We start from the raw sequence: 19,732 nt of genomic DNA on the forward strand, positions 1-19,732 counted from the left end.
CGCGCCGGCAACCCGAACGAACGTGCAAATGCTCGTGAAGACCACCTTAACGGAATGCGATTCCGGCAAGGCGGCCTTCACGGCACTTGTCACCGAGGCGTGCTAACGAGCTTGCCTGATCAAGCCTTCTCGGCCAGCAGATTCGCGCACCGGATCAGGCCGATGTGCGAGTACGCCTGCGGGTGGTTGCCGAGCGAACGCTCCGCGACCGGGTCGAACTGCTCGGGCAGCAGCCCGGTCGGGCCCGCCGCGCCGACGATCTGCGCGAACAGCTCCTCGGCCTCGTTGCGCCGCCCGGTGCACAGATACGCCTCGATCAGCCAGGCCGCGCAGATGTGGAAGCCGCCCTCGCCGCCGGGAAGACCGTCGTCGCGCCGGTAGCGGTACACCGTGGAACCGCTGCGCAGCTCGGCCTCGATCGCCGTCACGGTCTTCTGGAACCGCTCGTCCGCCGGGTCGATCAGGCCGGTCAGGCCCACGAACAGGGACGCCGCGTCGAGGTCGGTGCCGTCGTAGGCGGTGGTGAACGCCTGCACCTCTTCGTTCCAGCCGTGCTCCAGCACGTCGGCCTTGATCCGGTCGCGCAGCTTGGGCCAGGCTCCCGGGACGTCGCGGCCGTACTCGTCGCCGAGGCGCACCGCGCGGTCGATGGTCACCCAGCACATCACCCGCGAGTACACCCGGTGCCGCGGCACGTGCCGCTCTTCCCAGATGCCGTGGTCCGGCTCGTTCCAGCGCCGCGTGACGGCCTCGGCCATCGCGCGCACCATCTGCCAGTCCTCGTCGCGCAGTTCGCCGCGGACCTGCGCCAGCGTCGCGACCAGCTCCACGACCGGGCCGAACACGTCGAGCTGCACCTGGTGATTGGCCAGGTTGCCGACGCGCACCGGCCGCGAACCGGCGTACCCGGGCAGCGATTCGATGACCGCCTCCGCGCCGATGACGCTTCCGGCCAGCGTGTACAGCGGGTGCAGCCGCTCCGGGCCGGCCAGCGTGGCGAGCACGCCGTGCAGCCACTTCAGGTAGCCCTCGGCCTCCTCGTGCGAACCGAGGTGCACCAGTTCGCGCACGGTCATCGCGGCGTCGCGGATCCAGCAATAGCGGTAATCCCAGTTGCGGACCCCGCCGATCTCCTCCGGAAGCGACGACGTCGCGGCGGCCAGGACGCCGCCGGTGTCGGTGTTGACGAGCCCGCGCAGGGTCAGCGCGGAACGGCGCACCAGTTCGGTCTGGACGGTCGGCAGCTTGAGCTTCGCCGCCCAGTCGCTCCAGTACCGGCCCGCCCGGTCGCGACGGTCCACTTCGGACAGTTCATGGGCGGCGAAATCCGTGGTGCCGCAACGCAATTCCAGTACCACCGGTTGCTCCGGCGTCGGCTGGACGAGCGCGGTCGCGGTGTCCTGGAGGCCGTCGGAGGCGATCGACCATTCGACGCCGGGCGAGCGCAGCACGAACGGCTCCGACGTGCCCAGCACGCGCAGGCCCTCGGCCTCGGCGACCAGCCGCACCGGCACGCCGCCGAACTCCGGCCGCGGCGCGAACACGACCTGCGCCACCGCTTCGCCGGAGATCACGCGCACGAGGTCGGTGCGGTGCCCGGGGCTTTCCGGTTCGAGATAGTCCGTGACGAGCAGCCGCGACCAGCGTGTCTCGACCGTCATCGTGTTCGGCAGGTACCGCTGGCCGAGCGGGAGCCCGTTGCGGTGCGGTTTGATCGAGAAGTGGCCCGCCCCGGGACCGCCGAGCAGGTCGGCGAACACCGCGGGGGCGTCCGGGCCGGGGTGGCACAGCCAGGTCAGCTTCGCGTCCGGCGTCACCAGCGCGACCGAGCGCTCGTTGGCAAGCAGCGACAGCCGCTCGATCGGCGTCGCGGACTCGCCGTAGAGCCAGTTGCGCCGCTCTTCCAGCAGGAACGCGAGCACCATCGCGACGTCGACGGTGTCGGGCACGTGGTACTCGGCGAGCGATTCGCCGTCGCCGACCTTGATGCCGAGGTCCGGTCCGGCCAGCCGGGCGAACGCCTTCTCGTCGGTGACGTCGTCGCCGAGGAACACCGCGGCGGTGGCCCCGACCTGGTGGCGAAGGGTGTCGAGGGCGTTGCCCTTGTCGGTCTTCACGACCGCCAGTTCGACGACCTCCTTGCCGTCAGTGGTCGTGACGCCTTCCCACTTCGCCGGGCCTTCGTGCACGTCCGCGAGGACGCGCCGGCCGGCGTTGTGCTCGGCGCGGCGCACGTGCACCGCGATGCTCGCCGGCTTGACCTCGAGCGACACCCCGGGCACGTCGAGCACCAGCTGTTCCAGCTCGTGTTCGAGCCGCCGGTGCAGCGCCTTCGCGTCCTCGTCGAGCGCGTGGATGAAGCCGATGTCGAACTCGGATCCGTGGCTGCCGACCAGGTTCACCTCGGACGGGAGCCGCGACAGCGTCGCGAGGTCGCGCAGGGCCCGGCCGGAAATCACGGCGGTGGTCGTTTCGTGCAGGCCGGCGAGAGATCTCAACGCGCCCACGGACTCAGGCAGCGGCCGCGCCTCGTCCGGGTTCGCCGTGATGGGGGCCAATGTGCCGTCGTAGTCGCAGGCGACCAGCAGGCGCGGGGTACGGGCGATCTGCACGATCGCGCGCCGTAGTTCCGCGGGCAACGCCTCGGCGGTCAACACTCCTCCTCAGGAGGTCCAGCGCGGTACGGGGGAGGGGGTCAGTCGGCCGGTTCGGCACCCAGCGCCTGGAGGAACGAACGCGCCCACCGGTCGACGTCGTGGGTGAGGACCTGGCGACGCATGGCGCGCATCCTGCGTCGGCCCTCGGCGGGGTCGAGCGTAATGGCAGCCTCCAACGCGTTCTTCACCCCGTCCAGATCGTGCGGGTTGACGAGGAAAGCGCTGGTCAGCTCGGCCGCCGCGCCGGCGAACTCGCTCAGCACCAGCGCGCCGCCCAAATCCGGCCGGCACGCGACGTACTCCTTGCAGACGAGATTCATCCCGTCGCGCAGCGGAGTCACCACCATGACGTCGGCCGCGGAGAAGAAGGCGGCCAGCTCGGTGCGGTTCACGGATTGGTGCAAATAGTGCACGACCGGGTGGCCCACGCGAGCGAACTCGCCGTTGATCCGGCCGACCATCTGCTCGATCTCGCCGCGCATCCGCTGGTAGTGCTCGACGCGTTCGCGGCTCGGCGTGGCCAGCTGCACGAACGTGACGTCGCCGGGTTCGAGCCGGCCCTCGTGCAGCAGTTCGTGCAGCGCTTGCAGCCGCAGGTCGATGCCCTTGGTGTAGTCGAGCCGGTCGACGCCGAGCAGCACCGCCTTCGGGTTGCCGAGGTCCCGGCGGATCTGCTTGGCGCGCTCGGCGACGCCCTTGCTGCGGGCGAGCGAGTCGAGGCCCGCCGCGTCGATGGAGATCGGGAACGCGCCGACGCGCACCGTGCGATCGCCGACCTGCACCATGCCCGGCCGGGACCGGACGCCGACCGCGCCGCGGGTGGGTTCGAGGCCGACCAGCTGCCGGGCCAGCCACAGGAAGTTCTGCGCGCCGCCGGGCCGGTGGAAGCCGATCAGGTCCGCGCCGATCAGGCCGCGCACGATCTCCGCGCGCCACGGGAGCTGCATGAAAAGCTCGACCGGCGGGAACGGGATGTGCAGGAAGAAGCCGATGCGCAGGTCGGGCCGCAGTTCGCGGAGCATCCGGGGCACGAGCTGCAGCTGGTAGTCCTGGATCCACACGGTCGCGCCCGGTGCGGCGACGGTGGCGCTGGCCTCGGCGAACCGCTGGTTGACCTTCACGTAGCTGTCCCACCACGCCCGGTCGAAAACCGGCCGGGCGACGACGTCGTGGTAGAGCGGCCAGAGCGTGGCGTTGGAGAAGCCCTCGTAGTAGTCGCGGACCTCGGCCGAGGTGAGCGTCACCGGATGCAGGACGAGCCCGTCGTCGTCGAACTCGTCCACCTCGACGTCCGGCACGCCCGGCCAGCCGACCCACGCGCCCTTGCGGGAGCGCAGGAACGGTTCGAGCGCGGACACCAGTCCGCCGGGACTGGCGGTCCAGCGCTGTTCCCCGTCCGCGGTCCGTTCGAGGTCGACGGGCAGCCGGTTGGCCACCACGACGAAATCCGCGGACGGTGCGCTGTTCTGCTCGGCGATCGCGTCAGTCACTCCAGCTGCTCCCTCGTCATCGGCGGGTCGCGGCCCCACTGGAAACCCTAGCGCGCGCGGAGTGACCGGCCGGTGACCAACTGGTTACTCCAAACGCCGTTCGGTCGGTTCCATCGGCCCGGCCAGGCGCGGCCCGGAGAGCTTGCGCTCGAGCCTGCCGAGCCCGGTGCGGACCGGCTGGGCGAGGTATTCGCCCAGTACAACGCCCGCCGCGAGGGCGAGCCCGATGGCGACCGCGGTCATCAGGGTGGAGATGTTGCCGCCTGGCGACACCGCTAATTGGTATAGACCACGATAGGTGGAGAGGCCGGGGAGCAGCGGAGTGATCCCGGACACGGCCACCACGAGCGGAGTAACTTTCAGCCGCCGCGCCATGACGCCGCCGCAGAACCCGACGAGCGTCGCCGCGATCGCCGAGGCGCTCACCGCGTCGAGCGTCGCGAGGATCAGTGCGCCGTAAACGATCGCGCCGATCCCGCCCGCTGCCGCGGCGACGAGCATCGCGCGCAGTTTCGAGTACGAGGCGAGCGCGAAGCAGGCAGCCGCGCCGGCTCCGCCGATGACGATGATCGGCAGATGCTGTGCGGTCGACACCGGGACGTCGGGCAACGGGGTGCGCGGCAGTTCGAGCATCACCGCGATGCGCAGCGCGAGCACGACCCCGGCGATCAGCCCGGCACTCATCAACGCGGTTTCCATCGTGCGGCCGGACGCGGTGACGTAGTACCCGGTGATCCCGTCCTGCACCGCGGAAACCGTCGACAGCCCCGACAGCAGCACGGTGACCGCCGCCGCGACCACGAGCGTTGGCCGGTCCGTGGTCAGGATGTTGCTGCTGACTATCACCATCGCCGACAGCGTCGCGAACAGCCCGCCGACGACCTGCTGGAAGAAGAACGGCAGGTTGAACTTGTTGAGCAGCCTGCCGATCCGGTCCACCGCGGCGGAAATGACCATGGCGACGAGCGCGATGTCGAGGCCCCCGCCGAGCAACAGCGTGATGAACCCGGCCAGCCCGCCCCAGGCGGCGGTCGCGGTCCAGCGCGCGTACGGGTGCGGCGCGGAGGTGATCCGGTCCAGTTCGGTGACGGCTTCCTCGGCTCCGGTGCGCCCGCGGACGATCTGGCGCACGAGCGCCTCGGTCTCGGTCAGTCGCGTGTAGTCGAGACTGCGCGAACGGACCACTCGCAGCGCGGTCACCGGCGCGAGATCCGTCCCGCGGTGACAGGTGACGGTGATCGACGTGAAGATGACATCGACCTCGCAATGCGGCAGCCCGAGCGCGGAGGTGAGCGCGAGAATGGTCGCGGTGACGTCGGAAGCCCCGGCGCCGCTGGCCATCTGCACTTCGCCGATCCGCAAAGTGAGATCCAGAACGAAGTTGACGGTCGCGTCGTCGGGCGGCTTCGGTCCGAGCGCCTCCTCGGACTCGACCGCGGGCTGTTCCGCCGTCGGAGCCTCGAGAATGTGCCAAGCGCGCCGGCGCAGCAAATTCGGCCGATGCCGCTGGCTGGACCGCGGATGCGGAGGCTCGAGAATCGGCCACCGTCTACGGGCGGCCCCCTGGCCGGCACGCTCGTTGATCTTCATGATCGATCCCCACCTCCTCGTTCTTCCCGGGGACCATCGGCCGTACCGCCCCAGCTGTTGCAGTGGCGTCCGCCACACCTGTCATCGATCGTGCCGTATGGGGTTGGATCTTGTCGATTTCGGGGGCTGACCTGGGGGTTGGGGCGGGTTGCCCGGGTGCGACGGGAGCGGCCCGATATACTTCGGACGCGCCCGGTGCCGGGTGCGCGCCGGTATAGCTCAGTTGGTAGAGCATCTGTCTTGTAAACAGAAGGTCAGGGGTTCGAACCCCCTTGCCGGCTCCGTTTCGATCATGGGCCCGTGATAACCGCGCCGGCTGGCACTCGAAACACGTTTCGGTCACCGCGATCGGTGACCCCGTGCGCCAGTTCGACAACCGCCACCGCGCCGTTGTCTTCGGTCTTCACCACGCGGCAAGGGATGCGAACCGGACCTCGACCCAGCCGGGGAACTCGTCGTCCGCTACTCGCGTGGCTGTGCCGTTGAGGTATGCCATCACGCGAGAATGCCGTATCCGCAACGACAGCGCGGTGGTTCAGGCAGCGGACCGCGGGAGGTCAGCGGCAGGCAAATCGATCGCGGCTCGACCGGCGTCGGTGAGGAGCGCCGGGACGCGCTCGCCGCGCCGGCCGGCGCGTAGCGGGACCACCAAGGCGAACCGGGCGAGGCGGTGGGCGGTGAATTGGTCGCAGCACGGGACGCCGTCGATGTAGAGGTCGGGTTCGCAGCTGCAGGTCATTTCGGCGCGGCCGAGGCCGACGGCGGTGAGAGTGGCTCGCTCGCGGTGGTTCAGCGGGAGGATCTGGGCCGACATGACTGCCTCGCTGGTGGGTTCGCTCAGTGCTTCCTCTCACTGTCCGAGATCCATCTGGTGCCAGCCAGAGCCAGTTTCGAGCCTATTTCGCGGTACCAGTTGAGACCGCTCGCGGCGGCACCGTCCGGTGGACGGGGCCGCCGCGAGCGGATGGTCTCGGAATCAGAAACCGTTGCAGGACGCGGTCGCGAAGTTGCCCGACGCCTTCGCCGTCTTGGCTTCCTTGCCGTCCACGACGACCTTGCAGGTCACTTCTCCGCCGTCGGCGCCGGTGGTCACCGACAGGCTGCCGCCCTTGAACAGGCCCTTCGTGGTGATGTCTTTCGACCACGGCAGGGTCTGCGGCTGGTCCTGGTTGGAGGACGCGTTGCCGTCGCCGATGGTGGTGTAGCTGATCGAGGCTTCCTTCGCGGTGCCGGTGACCTCGTAGTGGATGGTCACCGTGCGGTTTGCTTCGGTGTTGATCTCGTTGACGGCCTTGGCGGTCGTCACGGTCCACACGATGCACATCGCCAGGCCGATCACCGAGAGCACCAGACCGGCGATCGAGAGGCCCTTGTTCGTGGCCTTTCCGGACCGCGTCCGGACGAAGCCGAGCGCGGAGAAGATGATCCCGAGGATCACCAGCGGCCACGCGATGAGCCCGATGACCGGGATGAACGAGAAAATCAGGCCGACCAGCCCGAGCACGAACCCGGCGGTGCCGAGCCCGTTCTTCGGCGGGAGCTGGTGGGCCGGCGGGGCCGCCTGGGGTGCGGGCGGCGGAGGATAGTCAGGGGCGGACATTAAGAGCCTTTCGTGATCGACCGTGCACAAACAGGTCGCACTAGTCGCCACGGGTGTTACGTCATTTTTGGTATCAGTTCGGGCGCGGCTCCACATGCACTCGTTCGCCCTGCAGTCCGAAGAGGATCAGCAGCTCAACCGCGCCTCCGTTGGCGGAGCCGAGCCAATGGGGTTCCGTCGTGTCGAACTCCGCTGCCTCGCCGGGTGGGACCGTCAGATCCTTCGCTCCTACGATTAACCGCAGGTGTCCATTGAGGACGTATAGCCATTCGTAGCCGCTGTGCGTTTTCAATGCGGGTTCCGCGGAACGGCCGGGGATCAGCATTTTGTACGCGTGCACCCCGCCCGGTCGCCGGGTGAGCGGCACGTAGGTCATCCCGTGCTGGTGGATCGGGCGGAGGTGGACGCGCGGGTCGCCGGCTCGGGGTGCGCCGACCAGGTCGTCGATCGGGACGTCGTAGGCGCGCGACAGCGGCAGCAGCAGTTCCAGGTTCGCCCGGCGCTGGCCGTTTTCCAGGCGGGACAGGGTGCTTTCCGAGATGCCGGTCTCGGCCGACAGGTCGGCCAGGGTGATGCCGCGCCGGTTGCGCAGGGTTCGCAGCCTCGGGCCGACCGCGTCCAGTACTTCGTCGATCTCACGCATAACACCCCAGTCTCGCCCAAACGGGAGACTGGGGTGCGGGCCGCGTCAGCTGACCAGTTCGGGAGCCGGTTTCGCGGCGCGGCGCGCGGGAGCGGTTTCCGGGAGGATCAGCAGGCAGACCAGGCTCAGCACGAGGAGCGCGGCCAGGTAGTAGCCGACCGCGAGGGCGTCGCCGGTCGCGGCCACGATCCGGTTGGCGATCATCGGCGAGAGGCCGCCGCCCAGCACCGCGCCGACGTGGTAGCCCACGCCGAGACCGGACTGGCGCTGCTCTCGCGGGAACAGTTCGGCGAACCAGGTGTACATCGGTCCAAAGAGGATTCCGGTGGCGGTGAAGCCCAAGAGCAACGCGACGAAGACCGCACTGACGGTGCCGGCCGAGGCGATCGGGAACATCACGAGCGCTGCGGCGATCGACAGGACCGAGCCGGTCAGCATCACCGGTTTGCGGCCGATCCGGTCGGACAGCCAGGCGGCTCCGACGTTCGCGGCGGCGTGGCACAGCAGGGTGATCGTCGAAATGGTGACGATCGGCGCGCGCGGGAGGCCGAGGCCTTCGGGTGCGGCGGCGGTCGCGTAGGACAGCATGAAGGTGACCAGTGCGAAGGTGCAGGCGGTGAGGCCGAGGTTCGCGCCGGCGATCAGCAGCAGCCGTCGCCAATTCGAGCGGAGGACGTCGGCGAGCGGCTTTTTCGCGCGCGTTTCGGCGGCGGCCATTTTCTCGAATTCCGGGCTTTCCGAAACGCCGCGGCGGACCCAGATGCCGATCGCCAGCACGATGCCGCCGGCGAGGAACGGAAGTCGCCAGCCCCAGCTCATGATGTCGTCGTTGGGCAGCAGGAGGACCAGCGCGAAAGCCAGGTTCGCCAGCACGACGCCGATCGGCGAGCCGAGCGCGACGAAGGAACCGTAGAGGCCACGCCGTTTCTCCGGCGCGTGCTCAACGGCGAAGACGGCCGCGCCAGCGCTTTCCCCGCCGCGGGCAGCGCCGTGCAGCAGACGCAATCCGACGAGCAGCAGCGGCGCGGCGATGCCGATCACCCCGTACGGCGGGAGAACGCCCATGCCCAGCGTCGCGAAACCCATCAGCAGGAACGCGGCGTACAGCGCGGTGCGGCGGCCGCGACGGTCGCCGAGCCAGCCGAAAAGCGCCGCGCCCAGCGGGGCCATCACGAATCCGATGGCGAAGGTCGCGAGGCTCATGAAGGTGCCGAACCAGGCGTTGCCGGTTTTGAAGAACACCGACCCGAACACCAATGCCGCCGCGGTGCCGTAGATCGAGAAATCGTACATTTCCAGGGAAGTGCCGACGCCGGCGGCGAATCCGAGCCGCAGCACGCCGGGAGAGTGCGCTTCGTCGCGCTTGGCCATAGCAGGCCTTTCGTCGTCTCGCGCGAGAATGCGCGGGGTGTCCGGTGGTGGGGAAACGGTGGACACAGCTTAGGGAAAGCGTGACGAAGGAGGCAAAGTCCGATTTGCGGCGGATTGATAAATAAAATCGATCAATTAATCGACAAGACGGCCGGAATCCCGAGGATTCCGGCCGCCGCGATCAGTACAGTTCGATCACCAGTTTTTCCGAGCGGGCGCGCGACACGCACAGCGCCATCTGGTCGCCGGAAGCCTTGTCGCTGGCCGAAAGACACTGGTCGCGATGCTCCGGCGTGCCTTCCAGCACCCCGGAGACGCACGAGCCGCAGATGCCTTCCTCGCACGATTTGAACACCTCGATCCCGTTGTCGGTCAGCACCGACAGGATCGACCGGTCCGCCGGGATCTCGAACACCTCGCCGGTGTCGAGTTCGACGGTGAACGGCTGATCGCCGCTCGTGTCGACCTCGGCCGCGGTGAAATGCTCGACGTGCACCTGCGATTCGCCGACCACCGGCGCGAACACGCCGGTGACCTGCTCCATGAAACCTTCCGGGCCGCAGGTGTAGACGTGCCCGGCGGAACCGAGCCCGGCCGCCACTTCCTTCAATACAGCGGGCTGTTCGCCGCGCGGTACGCCGAAATACAGCAGCACTCGATCCCGGAATTCAGCCTGTTCTTCAAGCAGGGAAACAAAAGCCGCTGACTCCCGGCTGCTTGCGAAGTAGTGCAGTTCGAATTCGGCACCGTCGGCGTGCAGCTGATAAGCCAGGCTCAGCAATGGAGTGATGCCGATGCCGCCCGCGATCAGCACGTGCCGGTCCGCGTCCGGAGCCAGCGAGAGCAGGTTCCGGGACTCGCCGACCTCGAGCTTGTCGTTCTCCGCGACGGCGTGCAGCGCCTCGGAACCACCGCGCGAATCCGGCTCCCGTTTCACCGCGATCAGCAGCGACGACGTGTCGTCCGGCCGCCCGCAGAGCGAATACTGGCGCAGGATCCCGGTCGGGCCGGTGACGTCGACGTGCGCACCGGCTGGGTGCGGGTCGAACGGCAGGCCGTCGGCGCGCACGAGGCGAAGCGCCCGGATCCCGGGCGCTTCCTCGACGACCTCGGCCACGCGGACCACGGTGTTCGGCATCGGCTCTCCGTTTCAGGGCAAGGGAGTTCAGCGCAGGTAAAGGCCGCCGTTGGCGTCCCAGCAGGCCCCGGTGACCGAGGCCGCGCCGGGCGAGGCGAGCAGCGACACCATCCGCGCGATGAACGCCGGGTCGCCGAGCCGTCCGACGGGGATGTTCTTCGTGAAGGCCTCGAGGTTGTCCTCGCCGACGATCGAATGCACCATCGGGCTGTCCAGCGGCCCGGGGGACACCGAGTTCACCGTGACCCCGCGCGCGGCGAGTTCGCGCGCGAACACCTTCGTCGCGGACATGATCGCGCCCTTGGACGACGCGTAATGCCCGCCAGTCGCCGTGCCGCCGTTCTGGCCGGCCAGCGACGCCATGTTCACGATCCGCCCGTAGCCCTTTTCGGCGAAGTACGCGCCGAAAATCTGGCAAGCGGTGAACGTGCCGGTGAAGTTGACCGCGAGAACCGCGTCGAGGTCTTCCGGCGTGATCTCCATCAGCGGGGCCGCCTGTGTGCGGGCCGCGTTGTTGACCAGCACCTGGACGCCGCCGAAATCGCGGACGACGTCGTCCTTCAGCTGCGCGAGCGCCGCTCGATCCCGCACGTCGACCGCGTAGCCGCGGCAGTTGCCAAGCGACGCGGCCAGTTTCTCGGCCGCTTCGCCGTTGACGTCCGCGATCGCGACGCGGTAACCCTCGGCGTGCAACTGCCGCACGATCGCTTCCCCGAGACCGCTCGCGCCGCCGGTGACAACGGCGACGTGCGGTTCAGCTGGCGCGCTCACAGCAGGAATCCCGCGGCCGGAACGGCTTCGTCGCTGTTGACCAGCCGGACGACCTTCAACGCGATCCGGTCGCCTTCCGGGCCTTCCGGCGACAACTGGATGCGGTGCACCAGATCCGCTGCCCACAGATCGTGATTGCCTCGCTTGTAGGCGACCAGAATCTGCGCCGAACGCAGCACGACTTCGTCGTCTGAAACGGATTCCGGCACGAATCGCGACACCGTGCGCACGGTGCGGGCGGAATCGACGGCCGCGAGTGCGTAGCCCTCGGTCATCCGCGCGATGCGCATCTGCCGCATCCGCGCGTCGTCGTAGACCATGTTCAGCGAGCCGGCGAAATCGTCGGTTTCCCGGTCGATCGGGATGACGTAAATGCCGTCCTCGGTGAACAGCTTCTCCCACACGTGGTATTCCGTGCGGTCCAGCAGCTCCGCCTCGCGGTTGACGAGGTCGACGGCGCGCGCGACCCGCAGGTCAGTGACGGGAATGGTCTCAGTCATCGCCCATCATCTCCTTCCACTGGGCGTACGCGGCGCGCATGCCGGTTTCGTCGGTGACGTGCGAGGTCGGCCAGCCCTCGGGGCTCGCCTTTTCCCGCGCGAGCCCGCGGTTGACCAGGATCGGCAGGTCCGGGCCGCCGTGCGCACCGCGCTGCACGCGGTCCCAGCCTTCGGCGTCGTCGGGCGTGCCGAACCCGAACGGGCCCTGGAAGTGCTCGTGGATGCGCAGCCGTTCGCGATTCACGATGTCCAGCTCGGGCGGTCCGTCCGGACCGATCGCGACGTGCTCGATCAGCGTCTCGTTGACCGAAATCGGCCGCAGCACGCGGAAAAACGCCGCGGACATCGAGACGTTCGGGAAGAGGTTGAGGTTGAACCCGGTGCCGTGCATGGCCCGGACAACCTTGCGCACCTGCGCCTCGTCCAGCGTCTTCGACAGTTCGGCCACCACGTGGTCGAAGCGGCCCTGCAGCGGTTCGGTGCCGTCGTCGACGTCCAGGTCGGAGTGCTCCGGCACCATCTGCATGACGCTGTGGCCGTTGCCGAGCGAATGCGTGATCGCCGACGGATCGGTCATGAACGACATCATGTCGGCGGTTTCCGCGTCCACCGAAGCCATCCACGAGCGGTGCACGATCGGGAAGTGATAGCCGTCGGTAGTGTTCTCCAGCTGGATTTTCCAGTTGCCGCGGAACTTGAACTGGTGTTTGCCCAGCACCTTGATCGGGTAACCGCCGCCCTGCTTCATGAAGCGGTCGATCCACAGTTTCGCGTCGCCGAGGAAGTCCTCAAGGGACTCGCCTTCTTCGACGAAGGTCGCGAAAACCATGCCACCGTACGACTCGGTGCGCAGTTTCTTCAGCGACAGTTCGCCCTTTTCCAGCACGCCTTCGTAGCCGTCGGGGTAAGGGATGCCGCGCAGCTTGCCGTCGAGGCCGTAGCTCCAGGCGTGGTACGGACAGGTGAAGCCGTTGGCCTTGCCGCTCGGCTTCTCGCACAGGCTCGCGCCGCGGTGGCGGCAGCGGTTGAGCATCGTGTGCAGCGTGCCCTTGCGGTCGCGGGTCACGATCACCGGCTGACGGCCGACGTAAGTGGATTTGAAGTTGCCCGGCTGCGCCAATTCGCTTTCGTGCGCGACCCAAACCCACGAACGCTCGAAGATCTGCGTCATCTCGCGTTCGAAGATTTCCGGATCGGTATACAGCCGGGCGGCTACGCGGTCGCTCTCGGCGTAGTCGGCGGGAACTCCTGCGTTCTCAGTCATGAGGTCTCCGGTTCAGTCGGGCAGGTCGACGTCTTCGCGGACGGTCAGCGGACGGCCGATCCGGGCTTCGATCTTGGCGAAGCGCCACAGCTTGACGCCATTGCTGCCGACCTCGGTCGTGCGCAGCAGGTTGCAGCCGGCCTTGACGGTTTCCTGGCTGTCGGCGTCGGCGAGGATGTAGCAGGTCCACGGCCAGCCGTCGGACGGGCCGACCATGTGCGCGTCATCGTCGATGTCGCCGATGAAAGTGATGCCCGGCAACGCTTTCAGCTGGTCCATCATGGACACGAAGGACTGCCAGACGTCGCCGATGGTGATGCCGTCGGCGGGCAGGTCGAAGAAGTTCTGGTTGATGCCGATGCAGAAAAGCACCCGCAGGGGCTGCGTGCTCACAGTCGGAGACTCCTCGTCGTGGTGGTGGCTGGTCAGCGGAAGCCGGGGCTGGTCGGCGGCTGTCCCATGAGAACCGCGCCGGCGGCGTCGTGGATGGCCGGGCCCAGGAACGCATGCTGCTTGGGTACCAGTGCGTCGCCCTGAAGTCCACGCAGCGGGTGCGTCGAGTAGATCGGCGCGGTGCCGGAAATCTCGACGAGCTTCGAGACGACCTCGGACGACGTCTTCGCCAGGTGCGCGGACGAAAGCCGCAGCTGGGCGTTCTGCTCGTCGCTGGCCTCGTCGCCGGAGACGACGGTGTCCCAGACCTCGTGGCTGACCTCGTAGAACCAGGCGCGGGCGGACCGCAGCGCGGCCTCGGCGTCGGCGTACCCGGTGCGGTAGTAGCCGCGGTCGGCGAGCTTCGGCGCACCGGTGACGCCGGTGTAGCCAGCGCCGACCTCACGGGCGTGGTCGAGCGCGGCACGTGCGACGCCCGCGCCGACGATGGCGAGAACCTGTGCGGCGTAAGCGATTGTGGGGTAGCGGTAGAGCGGTTCGTCCACCATGGGCGCGCCGCCGCGGATGAACGTCCACTCGCGCGGGACCTCGACGTCGCGCACGACCAGGTCGAACGAACCGGTGCCGCGCATGCCGACGACGTCCCATTCCTGCACGATCTCGACCTGCTCGGGCCGCAGCAGCGCGGTGCGCGGTTTCCCGCCGGTCGATTCGTCGCCGGGGATGCCGACGCCGAGGATGTCCGCGCCCATGCAGCCGCTGGCGAACTTCCAGCGACCGTCCACGCGGAAGCCGGTTTCGGTCGCCGGGGCGGGCTGGACCGGGAAGAGGCCGCCGGCGAACGCGACGTCCGGGCCGCTGGAGTACAGCTCGGCCTGCGTGTCCAGCGGGAGCGCGGCGAGGTAGATCAGCGACGAGCCGAAGCTGGCGACCCAGCCGGTCGAACCGTCCACTGTGGAAATCCGCTCGATCAGGCGGAGGAATTCGGCGGGCGGGAGCGGGTTGCCGCCGAACTTCGCGGGCGTGCTGGCCCGGTAGATGCCGAGCTGCTTGAGCCGGTCGATGAAGTCCCGCGGTACGTAGCGCTGCTGCTGGAACTCGTCCTTGCGCTTGGCGAGCTCGGCGAGCACCTCCTCCATGGTGACTTCGCTCATCGCTGCTCCTCAGAATGCCGGTGCGGTCGTTCCGACGGTACGAACCACGGCGGCGCGCGGGAATTGGTAGTGCCTGAGCGGGCGTAGGGGATTTCTTCAGTGCGAGCCGCCAGCCAGGGGCTTTACGCTGAGCCGATGGAGGCAGACCCGCGCGCGCCCGAGCTGACGACGCACGATTTCGTCGCGATGCTCAACGCCAGCCGCACGTGCGTGCTCGTGCACGACGGCGCGACGAAGAACATCCTGTGGGCCAACCCGGCCGCGTGCGAGATGCTCGAATGGAGTGTCACGGAGCTGCGGCCGTTGAAGGCGAACCACATGAGCAGCTCCGCGCAGCAGTACGACCGGGTGATCGGGCGGGCGTGGCTGCAGGAGGCCGTCGACAAGGGCGTCAGCCGGATCGAATGGCACTACCGCACGAAATCCGGCCGGGTGATCCCGACGGACGCGGTGGCGACTCGAGTTGAACTGGTGCAGGGCCCAGCGGTGATGGTGCAGTTCCGCGACATCGAACGCGAGCAGGAAATCGAGCGTGAGCTGCGGTTGACCACGTCCTGGGTGGACGCGCTGGCCCGGCAGACGTCGGCGGTCGCGTTGATGCTCGACGGCTCGGGCGAGCTGCGGTTCGCGACGGACTCCGCGGTCGAGCTGTTCGGGGCGACGCCAGACGAGCCGCTCGGCCGCCTGACCGACTACGCGGGCCTGCGCCTCGACGACCGTCCGGCCACGTGGGACGAGGTCCGCGAACGCGCGGTGCCAGCCACACAGGTACGGCTGGAGATCCAGGGTCGCGTGTGGCTGGAAGGGAGCGTCGAACGGCTTCGCGAGCCTGGTGGAGACGCGTTTCTGATGCTGCTTTACGACGTGTCCGAACGCGTGCGCGGCGAGGTCCGACGCGAGCGGGAATTGCACCGGGAGAACTACCTGGCGCGCTACACCGCGATGGGCGACATGGCGATGGCGATCGCGCACGAACTGAGCCAGCCGCTCGCCGCCGCGGGCAACTTCCTGGCCGGGGTCCGGTCGCGGACGCTCGATGCCGCACCCGTTGTGTACGGCATCGACAGCGCTGTCCGGCAGATCGAGCGGGCGAGCCAGATCGTGTCGTCCGTGCGGGCGTTCGTCGGGCATCTGGAGCATGTGGAGCAGGTGGCCGACCTCAACGAGATCGTCGAGGAATGCCTGTATTTCGTGCGGTTGCGGGCTGAACCGGCCGCGATCGAGGTGACCTTCGACCGGTCCGCCGAAGCGGTGCCCGTGCACTGTGAGCGCGTGCTTACCGGCCAGGTCGTGCTGAACCTGTGCTTCAACGCGATCGAGGAAATGGCCCAGTGCCCGCAGCAGCGGCGCAGCCTGGTGCTCACCACGCGCCGCGACGGCGACACCGGCGTGGTCACCGTGGACGATCGCGGCCGCGGCTTCCCGCGCAACCCGTTCGACGAGTCGTTCACCGCGAAGGAGCGCGGCAGCGGCATCGGACTGGCGCTGAGCCATCGCATCATCACCCGCCAGCACGGGACGATCTGGGCCGAACACCGCGCCGGCGGCGGTTCGCGCTTCGGCTTCGCACTGCCCGCGACCGGCCCGGGTTAGGAATTCTTCAGCTGTGCCGGGGAAGTTCTCGATATCCCGCGACCGGTGCGGCTTTGTACGGTCGAGGCAGTCCCGGCCCCAGTCCTAGGAGGCACCGTGTCCGAGCTGACCCGGACCCAGCGCGAATTCCGCACCGCGATGGCCAACCTCTCCGCGGCCGTCAACGTCGTCACCACCGCGGGCCCGCACGGCCTCGCCGGGATGACGGTGAGCGCCGCCTGCTCGGTCACCGACAGCCCGCCGACCGTGCTCGTGTGCGTCAACCGGTCGAGCCGGTCGCACGCGATCCTGGTCGGCAACGGCCAGGTGTGCGTCAACGTCCTCGGCCCCGGCCAGGAGGACCTGGCGATGCACTTCGCCGGCGCGACGAAGGTGCCGACCGCCGAACGGTTCGAAGAGGACTGCTGGGACCTCGACAGCGAGGACGCCCCGGTCCTGCGCGGTGCCGCGGCCTCGCTGGTCGGCCGGATCGTCGCCGAGCAGGAGCACGGGTCGCATTCGGTGCTGTTCGTCGAGATCGAGAAAGTGCTGACCGCGCCGGACAGCGGAGCTTTGGTGTACTTCCAGCGCCGCTTCCACCGACTTGCCGCACTCAGCGCCTGATCGAGGAGAACCCGTGGACCGGATGACCCTGACCTGCTACAACGACACGCACGGCTACGGCTGGCGGCACGTCGACCTCTTCGTGCACGACGAGCACGGCCGCGAACTGGACTGGGTGCACTGGCAGGTCCCGGCCGACGGCCCGGACGCCGCCGACGAGGCCACCGCGCGCGTCGAACCACTGCTGCGCCGGACGTCCGACTGGCGGCATTCGGTCAGCGCGAGCGGCATGGATTACTGGACCGCGGACGCCGCCTGGACCCAGCCGTGACCGCCCCGTGGTCGCTGCGCGCCCTGGCCGCCGATCTGACCGCTGGCCGGACGACGCCGGAAGCGGCTGTCGCTGAGGCTCGCTCGCGGATCGCTGCGGCTTCTTTCGACGCCTGGGTCTCGTCGGCTTTTGTGCCTGTGTCGACGGGCCCCTTGGGCGGAGTTCCGTTGGGCGTCAAGGACATCATCGACTTGGCCGGACTCCCGACCCGGTGCGGCTCCGTCCTGCGCGCGGATGTCCCACCGGCCACTGTGGACGCTGCGATCGTCCGCGAATGGCGTCGGGCCGGAGCGGTGCCGATCGGCAAAACGGTCACCACGGAATTCGCGTTCTTCGCTCCCGGCCCCACGGACAACCCCGCCGCGCCCGGCCATACGCCCGGCGGTTCCTCGAGCGGTTCCGCCGCTGCCGTTGCCGCCGGACATGTCCCGCTGGCCCTCGGTTCCCAAACCGCTGGCTCAGTTACGCGCCCGGCCGCGTTCTGCGGAGTGGCCTCGCTCGTCATGAGCCGGGGCCGGTTCCCCGTCGACGGCGTCACCGGCCTGAGCCCGAGCCTGGACAGCCACGGCATGTTCACCGCGACGGTCTCCGACCTGGCTTTGGCCTGGTCAGCGTTGTCGGGTGAACCGGAGGCTGAGGTTTCTACGGCACCGCGTTTTCTCGTGTGGTCGTCCGAGGACGCGACTCCGGCGATGCGGACTGCGCTTGGTTCCGCGGTCGCTGGGCTGCGCTCCGCCGGTGCCGTGGTCGACGAATTCCCAGACCCGGCTCTGGTTCCTGCGTTGACCGCCGCGCACCCCGTGGTGATGGCTTACGAGGCGGCACGGGAACGTTCCGTCGAGCTTGCTTCCGCGGACCGGCTCAGCGCCCCGCTGGCGCAACTGCTGCGTACCGGCGCGGAGATGCCGCTCGCGGAATACGAAGCCGCGCTGGACGTCGTCGCTTCCGGTGCTTCGCGGCTCGCCGAGATCGTGGCCGGTTATGACGCCATCCTCGCCCCTGCCGCGCTCGGTTCGGCCCCTGCCGGGCTGGCCGCGACCGGCGATCCCGTGCTCAGCCGCCCTTGGCAGGCGCTGGGCCTGCCGGTCATCGCCGTACCGGCTCTGCGCGACGAGGCCGGATTGCCGCTGGGATTGCAGCTAGTCGGCCGTTCTTCGGAGGAGACAGCTTTGCTCGCCACCGGCCGCTGGATGGAGACCGCGCTTAAACGGTGACGCGATGGGTGAGGATGTCGCGGACCAGCGTCCCGAGGCTGTCCGCCGACGTCTTCGCTTTGATCCGCGCCCGATGCACGTCGACAGTCTTGACGCTGGTGCCCAGCCGGTGCGCGATCGCCTGGCTGGGCATCCCGTCGACCACCAGTCGCAACACCTCGCGCTCGCGCTGAGTCAACGTGTCGAGCCGAGCCCGGACCGCCTGCCGCTCCGCGTGCTCCGCGAACCTGCGGCGGGCCTCGATGAGCTGGGTCTGGACCACCTCGACCATGCGCTGGGCCTGGTAAGGCTTCTCCAGGAAATCGACCGCCCCCGCGGTGAGCGCACGGACCGACATCGGAATGTCCCCGTGCGCGGAACAGAAGATCAGCGGAGCCGGACAGTCGATTTCCGCGAGCTTTTCCTGCAGCTGAAAACCGCTGATCGCGGGCATGCGCACGTCGACGATCACGACCGCCGGTTCGGCCGGATCGAACTCGTCGAGGAAGGTCTGGGCATCCGGATAGGTCAACGCCTGCACGCCGACGCTCTCCAGCAGGAAAACCAGGGACTGCCGGAGGTCCTCGTCGTCGTCCACCACGTGCACGACCGGGTCGTCGCTCATGGCTTCATCAGCACTGAGGCCGAGGGATAGTCGCTGGCCCAGCCTTCCGGCAGGGGCGCGATGAAGACGTTTTCGGTGCGGGTGCGGGTGATTCGCCAGGTGTCGCCCACACGCCGGAACGCATTGTTCAACCGGCTGGACCGCAGGAGCGCCTTCCCGTCGGAAAACAGCCACGGCTGCATGTGGATCCATTGCCCGGTGGCCTCGTCGCCATTCACGTGAATCTGCTCAGAGGTGAGATAATGCGCGTTCAGCAGAAGCTCGGGGTCTTTCTTCTCGCCCCAGAACCGCTGAAAATGCGCCCGGATCGCGTCGGTGCCTTCGGCTCGCCCGAACTGCCCGTCGTAGTACTCGCCGACGCCCTCCCAGACGGCGTCGTCGGTGTAGAGCGCCATGATGAGGTCGATCCGCTCGTCGTCGCTGGTGACGCCGAACTCCGGGCAGGGAGTGTCGCAGAGGAACATGTAGCGGGCCTGCACCCGGCGAATCTCCGCCTCGGCCTCCAGCGTCCCGACCCGCCGCACCAGCCCCGCGACAGTCTCCTCCAGCGCGGCGATCCGCCGGTCCGTGGCCGGGTCGGCGGGTGCGGGGTGGTCGAGAGACATCGTTTTCCTCACCAGAAGTTGTGACGGATGGCGCTTCAGTGCCGGGGGTTGGCCTTTCGGTGCGGTTTTCGGCTAGGTGACAGGGTAACCGGACCGGACCGCGCCGGGTGTTGGCAGCTTGTGACCAGCCTCTGCCCCGTTCGGAAGGGTTGTCAATCGGATCGGTGAGTTATGCGGGGCGTGTTTCAAACCGGGGGTGGCGGTTATCAATGGGCTGGGGGTGGTTGGTGGCCCAGAGGTGGCTGGGGGCGGCTCTTTGGGGAGACGCTTC

At 68.5% G+C, this 19,732-nt stretch carries 19 protein-coding genes and 1 tRNA gene; 5 read left to right on the plus strand and 15 right to left on the minus strand.

The window, feature by feature from the left end:
* Positions 1 to 119 precede the first annotated feature (119 nt).
* The 3 genes from otsB to ACWDNU_RS13885 form a co-directional block, all read right to left on the minus strand.
* On the minus strand, positions 120 to 2,654 hold the full coding sequence (otsB, locus tag ACWDNU_RS13875) for a trehalose-phosphatase (RefSeq protein WP_449669068.1): 2,535 nt from the start codon (positions 2,652 to 2,654) through the stop codon (positions 120 to 122).
* Between the two features lie 41 nt (positions 2,655 to 2,695).
* Positions 2,696 to 4,147 carry an alpha,alpha-trehalose-phosphate synthase (UDP-forming) gene (locus tag ACWDNU_RS13880; RefSeq protein WP_370933671.1) on the minus strand — a complete coding sequence of 484 codons (1,452 nt, stop codon included), beginning with the start codon at positions 4,145 to 4,147 and terminating at the stop codon, positions 2,696 to 2,698.
* A gap of 84 nt (positions 4,148 to 4,231) precedes the next feature.
* Complete coding sequence (locus ACWDNU_RS13885) at positions 4,232 to 5,737, minus strand: threonine/serine exporter family protein (protein ID WP_370933672.1); 1,506 nt, start codon at positions 5,735 to 5,737, stop codon at positions 4,232 to 4,234.
* Positions 5,738 to 5,945: 208 nt separating this feature from the next.
* Here ACWDNU_RS13885 and ACWDNU_RS13890 point away from each other — a divergent pair.
* Positions 5,946 to 6,018 (plus strand) — tRNA-Thr (locus ACWDNU_RS13890).
* Between the two features lie 254 nt (positions 6,019 to 6,272).
* Here ACWDNU_RS13890 and ACWDNU_RS13895 read toward each other — a convergent pair.
* The 10 genes from ACWDNU_RS13895 to ACWDNU_RS13940 form a co-directional block, all read right to left on the minus strand.
* Complete coding sequence (locus ACWDNU_RS13895; protein ID WP_370933673.1) at positions 6,273 to 6,551, minus strand: hypothetical protein; 279 nt, start codon at positions 6,549 to 6,551, stop codon at positions 6,273 to 6,275.
* Between the two features lie 162 nt (positions 6,552 to 6,713).
* Positions 6,714 to 7,337, minus strand: coding sequence for a DUF4190 domain-containing protein (locus ACWDNU_RS13900; RefSeq protein WP_370933674.1), 624 nt, complete (start codon positions 7,335 to 7,337; stop codon positions 6,714 to 6,716).
* 73 nt (positions 7,338 to 7,410) lie between these two features.
* On the minus strand, positions 7,411 to 7,980 hold the full coding sequence (locus tag ACWDNU_RS13905) for a helix-turn-helix domain-containing protein (protein ID WP_449669069.1): 570 nt from the start codon (positions 7,978 to 7,980) through the stop codon (positions 7,411 to 7,413).
* A 45-nt stretch (positions 7,981 to 8,025) separates the two neighbouring features.
* Positions 8,026 to 9,351 carry an MFS transporter gene (locus tag ACWDNU_RS13910; protein WP_370933675.1) on the minus strand — a complete coding sequence of 442 codons (1,326 nt, stop codon included), beginning with the start codon at positions 9,349 to 9,351 and terminating at the stop codon, positions 8,026 to 8,028.
* A gap of 181 nt (positions 9,352 to 9,532) precedes the next feature.
* Positions 9,533 to 10,489, minus strand: coding sequence for a PDR/VanB family oxidoreductase (locus ACWDNU_RS13915; RefSeq protein ID WP_449669070.1), 957 nt, complete (start codon positions 10,487 to 10,489; stop codon positions 9,533 to 9,535).
* A gap of 27 nt (positions 10,490 to 10,516) precedes the next feature.
* Positions 10,517 to 11,260 (minus strand): SDR family NAD(P)-dependent oxidoreductase, encoded by a 744-nt coding sequence (locus tag ACWDNU_RS13920; protein WP_449669071.1) that lies wholly within the window; start codon positions 11,258 to 11,260, stop codon positions 10,517 to 10,519.
* Positions 11,257 to 11,760: an aromatic-ring-hydroxylating dioxygenase subunit beta gene (locus ACWDNU_RS13925; protein WP_370933678.1), complete on the minus strand. Its 504-nt coding sequence runs from the start codon at positions 11,758 to 11,760 to the stop codon at positions 11,257 to 11,259. The genes ACWDNU_RS13920 and ACWDNU_RS13925 overlap by 4 nt, the downstream gene beginning before the upstream one ends.
* Entirely contained in the window at positions 11,753 to 13,024 is a 1,272-nt protein-coding gene (locus ACWDNU_RS13930; protein WP_449669072.1) for an aromatic ring-hydroxylating oxygenase subunit alpha, read from the minus strand. The genes ACWDNU_RS13925 and ACWDNU_RS13930 overlap by 8 nt, the downstream gene beginning before the upstream one ends.
* A 12-nt stretch (positions 13,025 to 13,036) precedes the next feature.
* Entirely contained in the window at positions 13,037 to 13,417 is a 381-nt protein-coding gene (locus ACWDNU_RS13935) for a hypothetical protein (RefSeq protein WP_037808097.1), read from the minus strand.
* A gap of 32 nt (positions 13,418 to 13,449) precedes the next feature.
* Entirely contained in the window at positions 13,450 to 14,571 is a 1,122-nt protein-coding gene (locus ACWDNU_RS13940) for an acyl-CoA dehydrogenase family protein (protein WP_449669073.1), read from the minus strand.
* 135 nt (positions 14,572 to 14,706) lie between these two features.
* Between ACWDNU_RS13940 and ACWDNU_RS13945 the strand changes: the two genes are divergently transcribed.
* The 4 genes from ACWDNU_RS13945 to ACWDNU_RS13960 all read left to right on the plus strand — a co-directional run bounded on the left by ACWDNU_RS13945 (position 14,707) and on the right by ACWDNU_RS13960 (position 18,252).
* Complete coding sequence (locus tag ACWDNU_RS13945; protein ID WP_449669074.1) at positions 14,707 to 16,164, plus strand: ATP-binding protein; 1,458 nt, start codon at positions 14,707 to 14,709, stop codon at positions 16,162 to 16,164.
* Positions 16,165 to 16,260: 96 nt separating this feature from the next.
* Positions 16,261 to 16,767, plus strand: coding sequence for a flavin reductase (locus ACWDNU_RS13950; RefSeq protein WP_449669075.1), 507 nt, complete (start codon positions 16,261 to 16,263; stop codon positions 16,765 to 16,767).
* Between the two features lie 22 nt (positions 16,768 to 16,789).
* Positions 16,790 to 17,038 (plus strand): hypothetical protein, encoded by a 249-nt coding sequence (locus ACWDNU_RS13955; RefSeq protein WP_344266668.1) that lies wholly within the window; start codon positions 16,790 to 16,792, stop codon positions 17,036 to 17,038.
* Positions 17,035 to 18,252, plus strand: a complete 1,218-nt coding sequence (locus ACWDNU_RS13960; RefSeq protein ID WP_449669076.1) for an amidase — start codon at positions 17,035 to 17,037, stop codon at positions 18,250 to 18,252. Before ACWDNU_RS13955 ends, ACWDNU_RS13960 begins: the two co-directional genes overlap by 4 nt.
* Here the strand turns inward: ACWDNU_RS13960 and ACWDNU_RS13965 are convergent.
* Positions 18,242 to 18,856 (minus strand): response regulator transcription factor, encoded by a 615-nt coding sequence (locus tag ACWDNU_RS13965; protein WP_009084166.1) that lies wholly within the window; start codon positions 18,854 to 18,856, stop codon positions 18,242 to 18,244. The two genes, ACWDNU_RS13960 and ACWDNU_RS13965, sit on opposite strands and share 11 nt — an antisense overlap.
* Positions 18,853 to 19,461, minus strand: a complete 609-nt coding sequence (locus ACWDNU_RS13970) for a nuclear transport factor 2 family protein (protein ID WP_449669077.1) — start codon at positions 19,459 to 19,461, stop codon at positions 18,853 to 18,855. The genes ACWDNU_RS13965 and ACWDNU_RS13970 overlap by 4 nt, the downstream gene beginning before the upstream one ends.
* Positions 19,462 to 19,732 lie beyond the last annotated feature (271 nt).

This window comes from Amycolatopsis sp. NPDC003676, assembly GCF_053587275.1.

Bases quoted from the DNA above. Each gene is read 5' to 3' on its own strand.
- ACWDNU_RS13940 (WP_449669073.1), bottom strand. From the start codon at position 14,571: ATGAGCGAAGTCACCATGGAGGAGGTGCTCGCCGAGCTCGCCAAGCGC.
- ACWDNU_RS13910 (WP_370933675.1), bottom strand. From the start codon at position 9,351: ATGGCCAAGCGCGACGAAGCGCACTCTCCCGGCGTGCTGCGGCTCGGA.
- ACWDNU_RS13930 (WP_449669072.1), bottom strand. From the start codon at position 13,024: ATGACTGAGAACGCAGGAGTTCCCGCCGACTACGCCGAGAGCGACCGC.
- ACWDNU_RS13925 (WP_370933678.1), bottom strand. From the start codon at position 11,760: ATGACTGAGACCATTCCCGTCACTGACCTGCGGGTCGCGCGCGCCGTC.
- ACWDNU_RS13965 (WP_009084166.1), bottom strand. From the start codon at position 18,856: ATGAGCGACGACCCGGTCGTGCACGTGGTGGACGACGACGAGGACCTC.
- ACWDNU_RS13945 (WP_449669074.1), top strand. From the start codon at position 14,707: ATGGAGGCAGACCCGCGCGCGCCCGAGCTGACGACGCACGATTTCGTC.
- ACWDNU_RS13885 (WP_370933672.1), bottom strand. From the start codon at position 5,737: ATGAAGATCAACGAGCGTGCCGGCCAGGGGGCCGCCCGTAGACGGTGG.
- ACWDNU_RS13915 (WP_449669070.1), bottom strand. From the start codon at position 10,489: ATGCCGAACACCGTGGTCCGCGTGGCCGAGGTCGTCGAGGAAGCGCCC.
- ACWDNU_RS13970 (WP_449669077.1), bottom strand. From the start codon at position 19,461: ATGTCTCTCGACCACCCCGCACCCGCCGACCCGGCCACGGACCGGCGG.
- ACWDNU_RS13900 (WP_370933674.1), bottom strand. From the start codon at position 7,337: ATGTCCGCCCCTGACTATCCTCCGCCGCCCGCACCCCAGGCGGCCCCG.
- ACWDNU_RS13905 (WP_449669069.1), bottom strand. From the start codon at position 7,980: ATGCGTGAGATCGACGAAGTACTGGACGCGGTCGGCCCGAGGCTGCGA.
- ACWDNU_RS13895 (WP_370933673.1), bottom strand. From the start codon at position 6,551: ATGTCGGCCCAGATCCTCCCGCTGAACCACCGCGAGCGAGCCACTCTC.
- ACWDNU_RS13955 (WP_344266668.1), top strand. From the start codon at position 16,790: ATGACCCTGACCTGCTACAACGACACGCACGGCTACGGCTGGCGGCAC.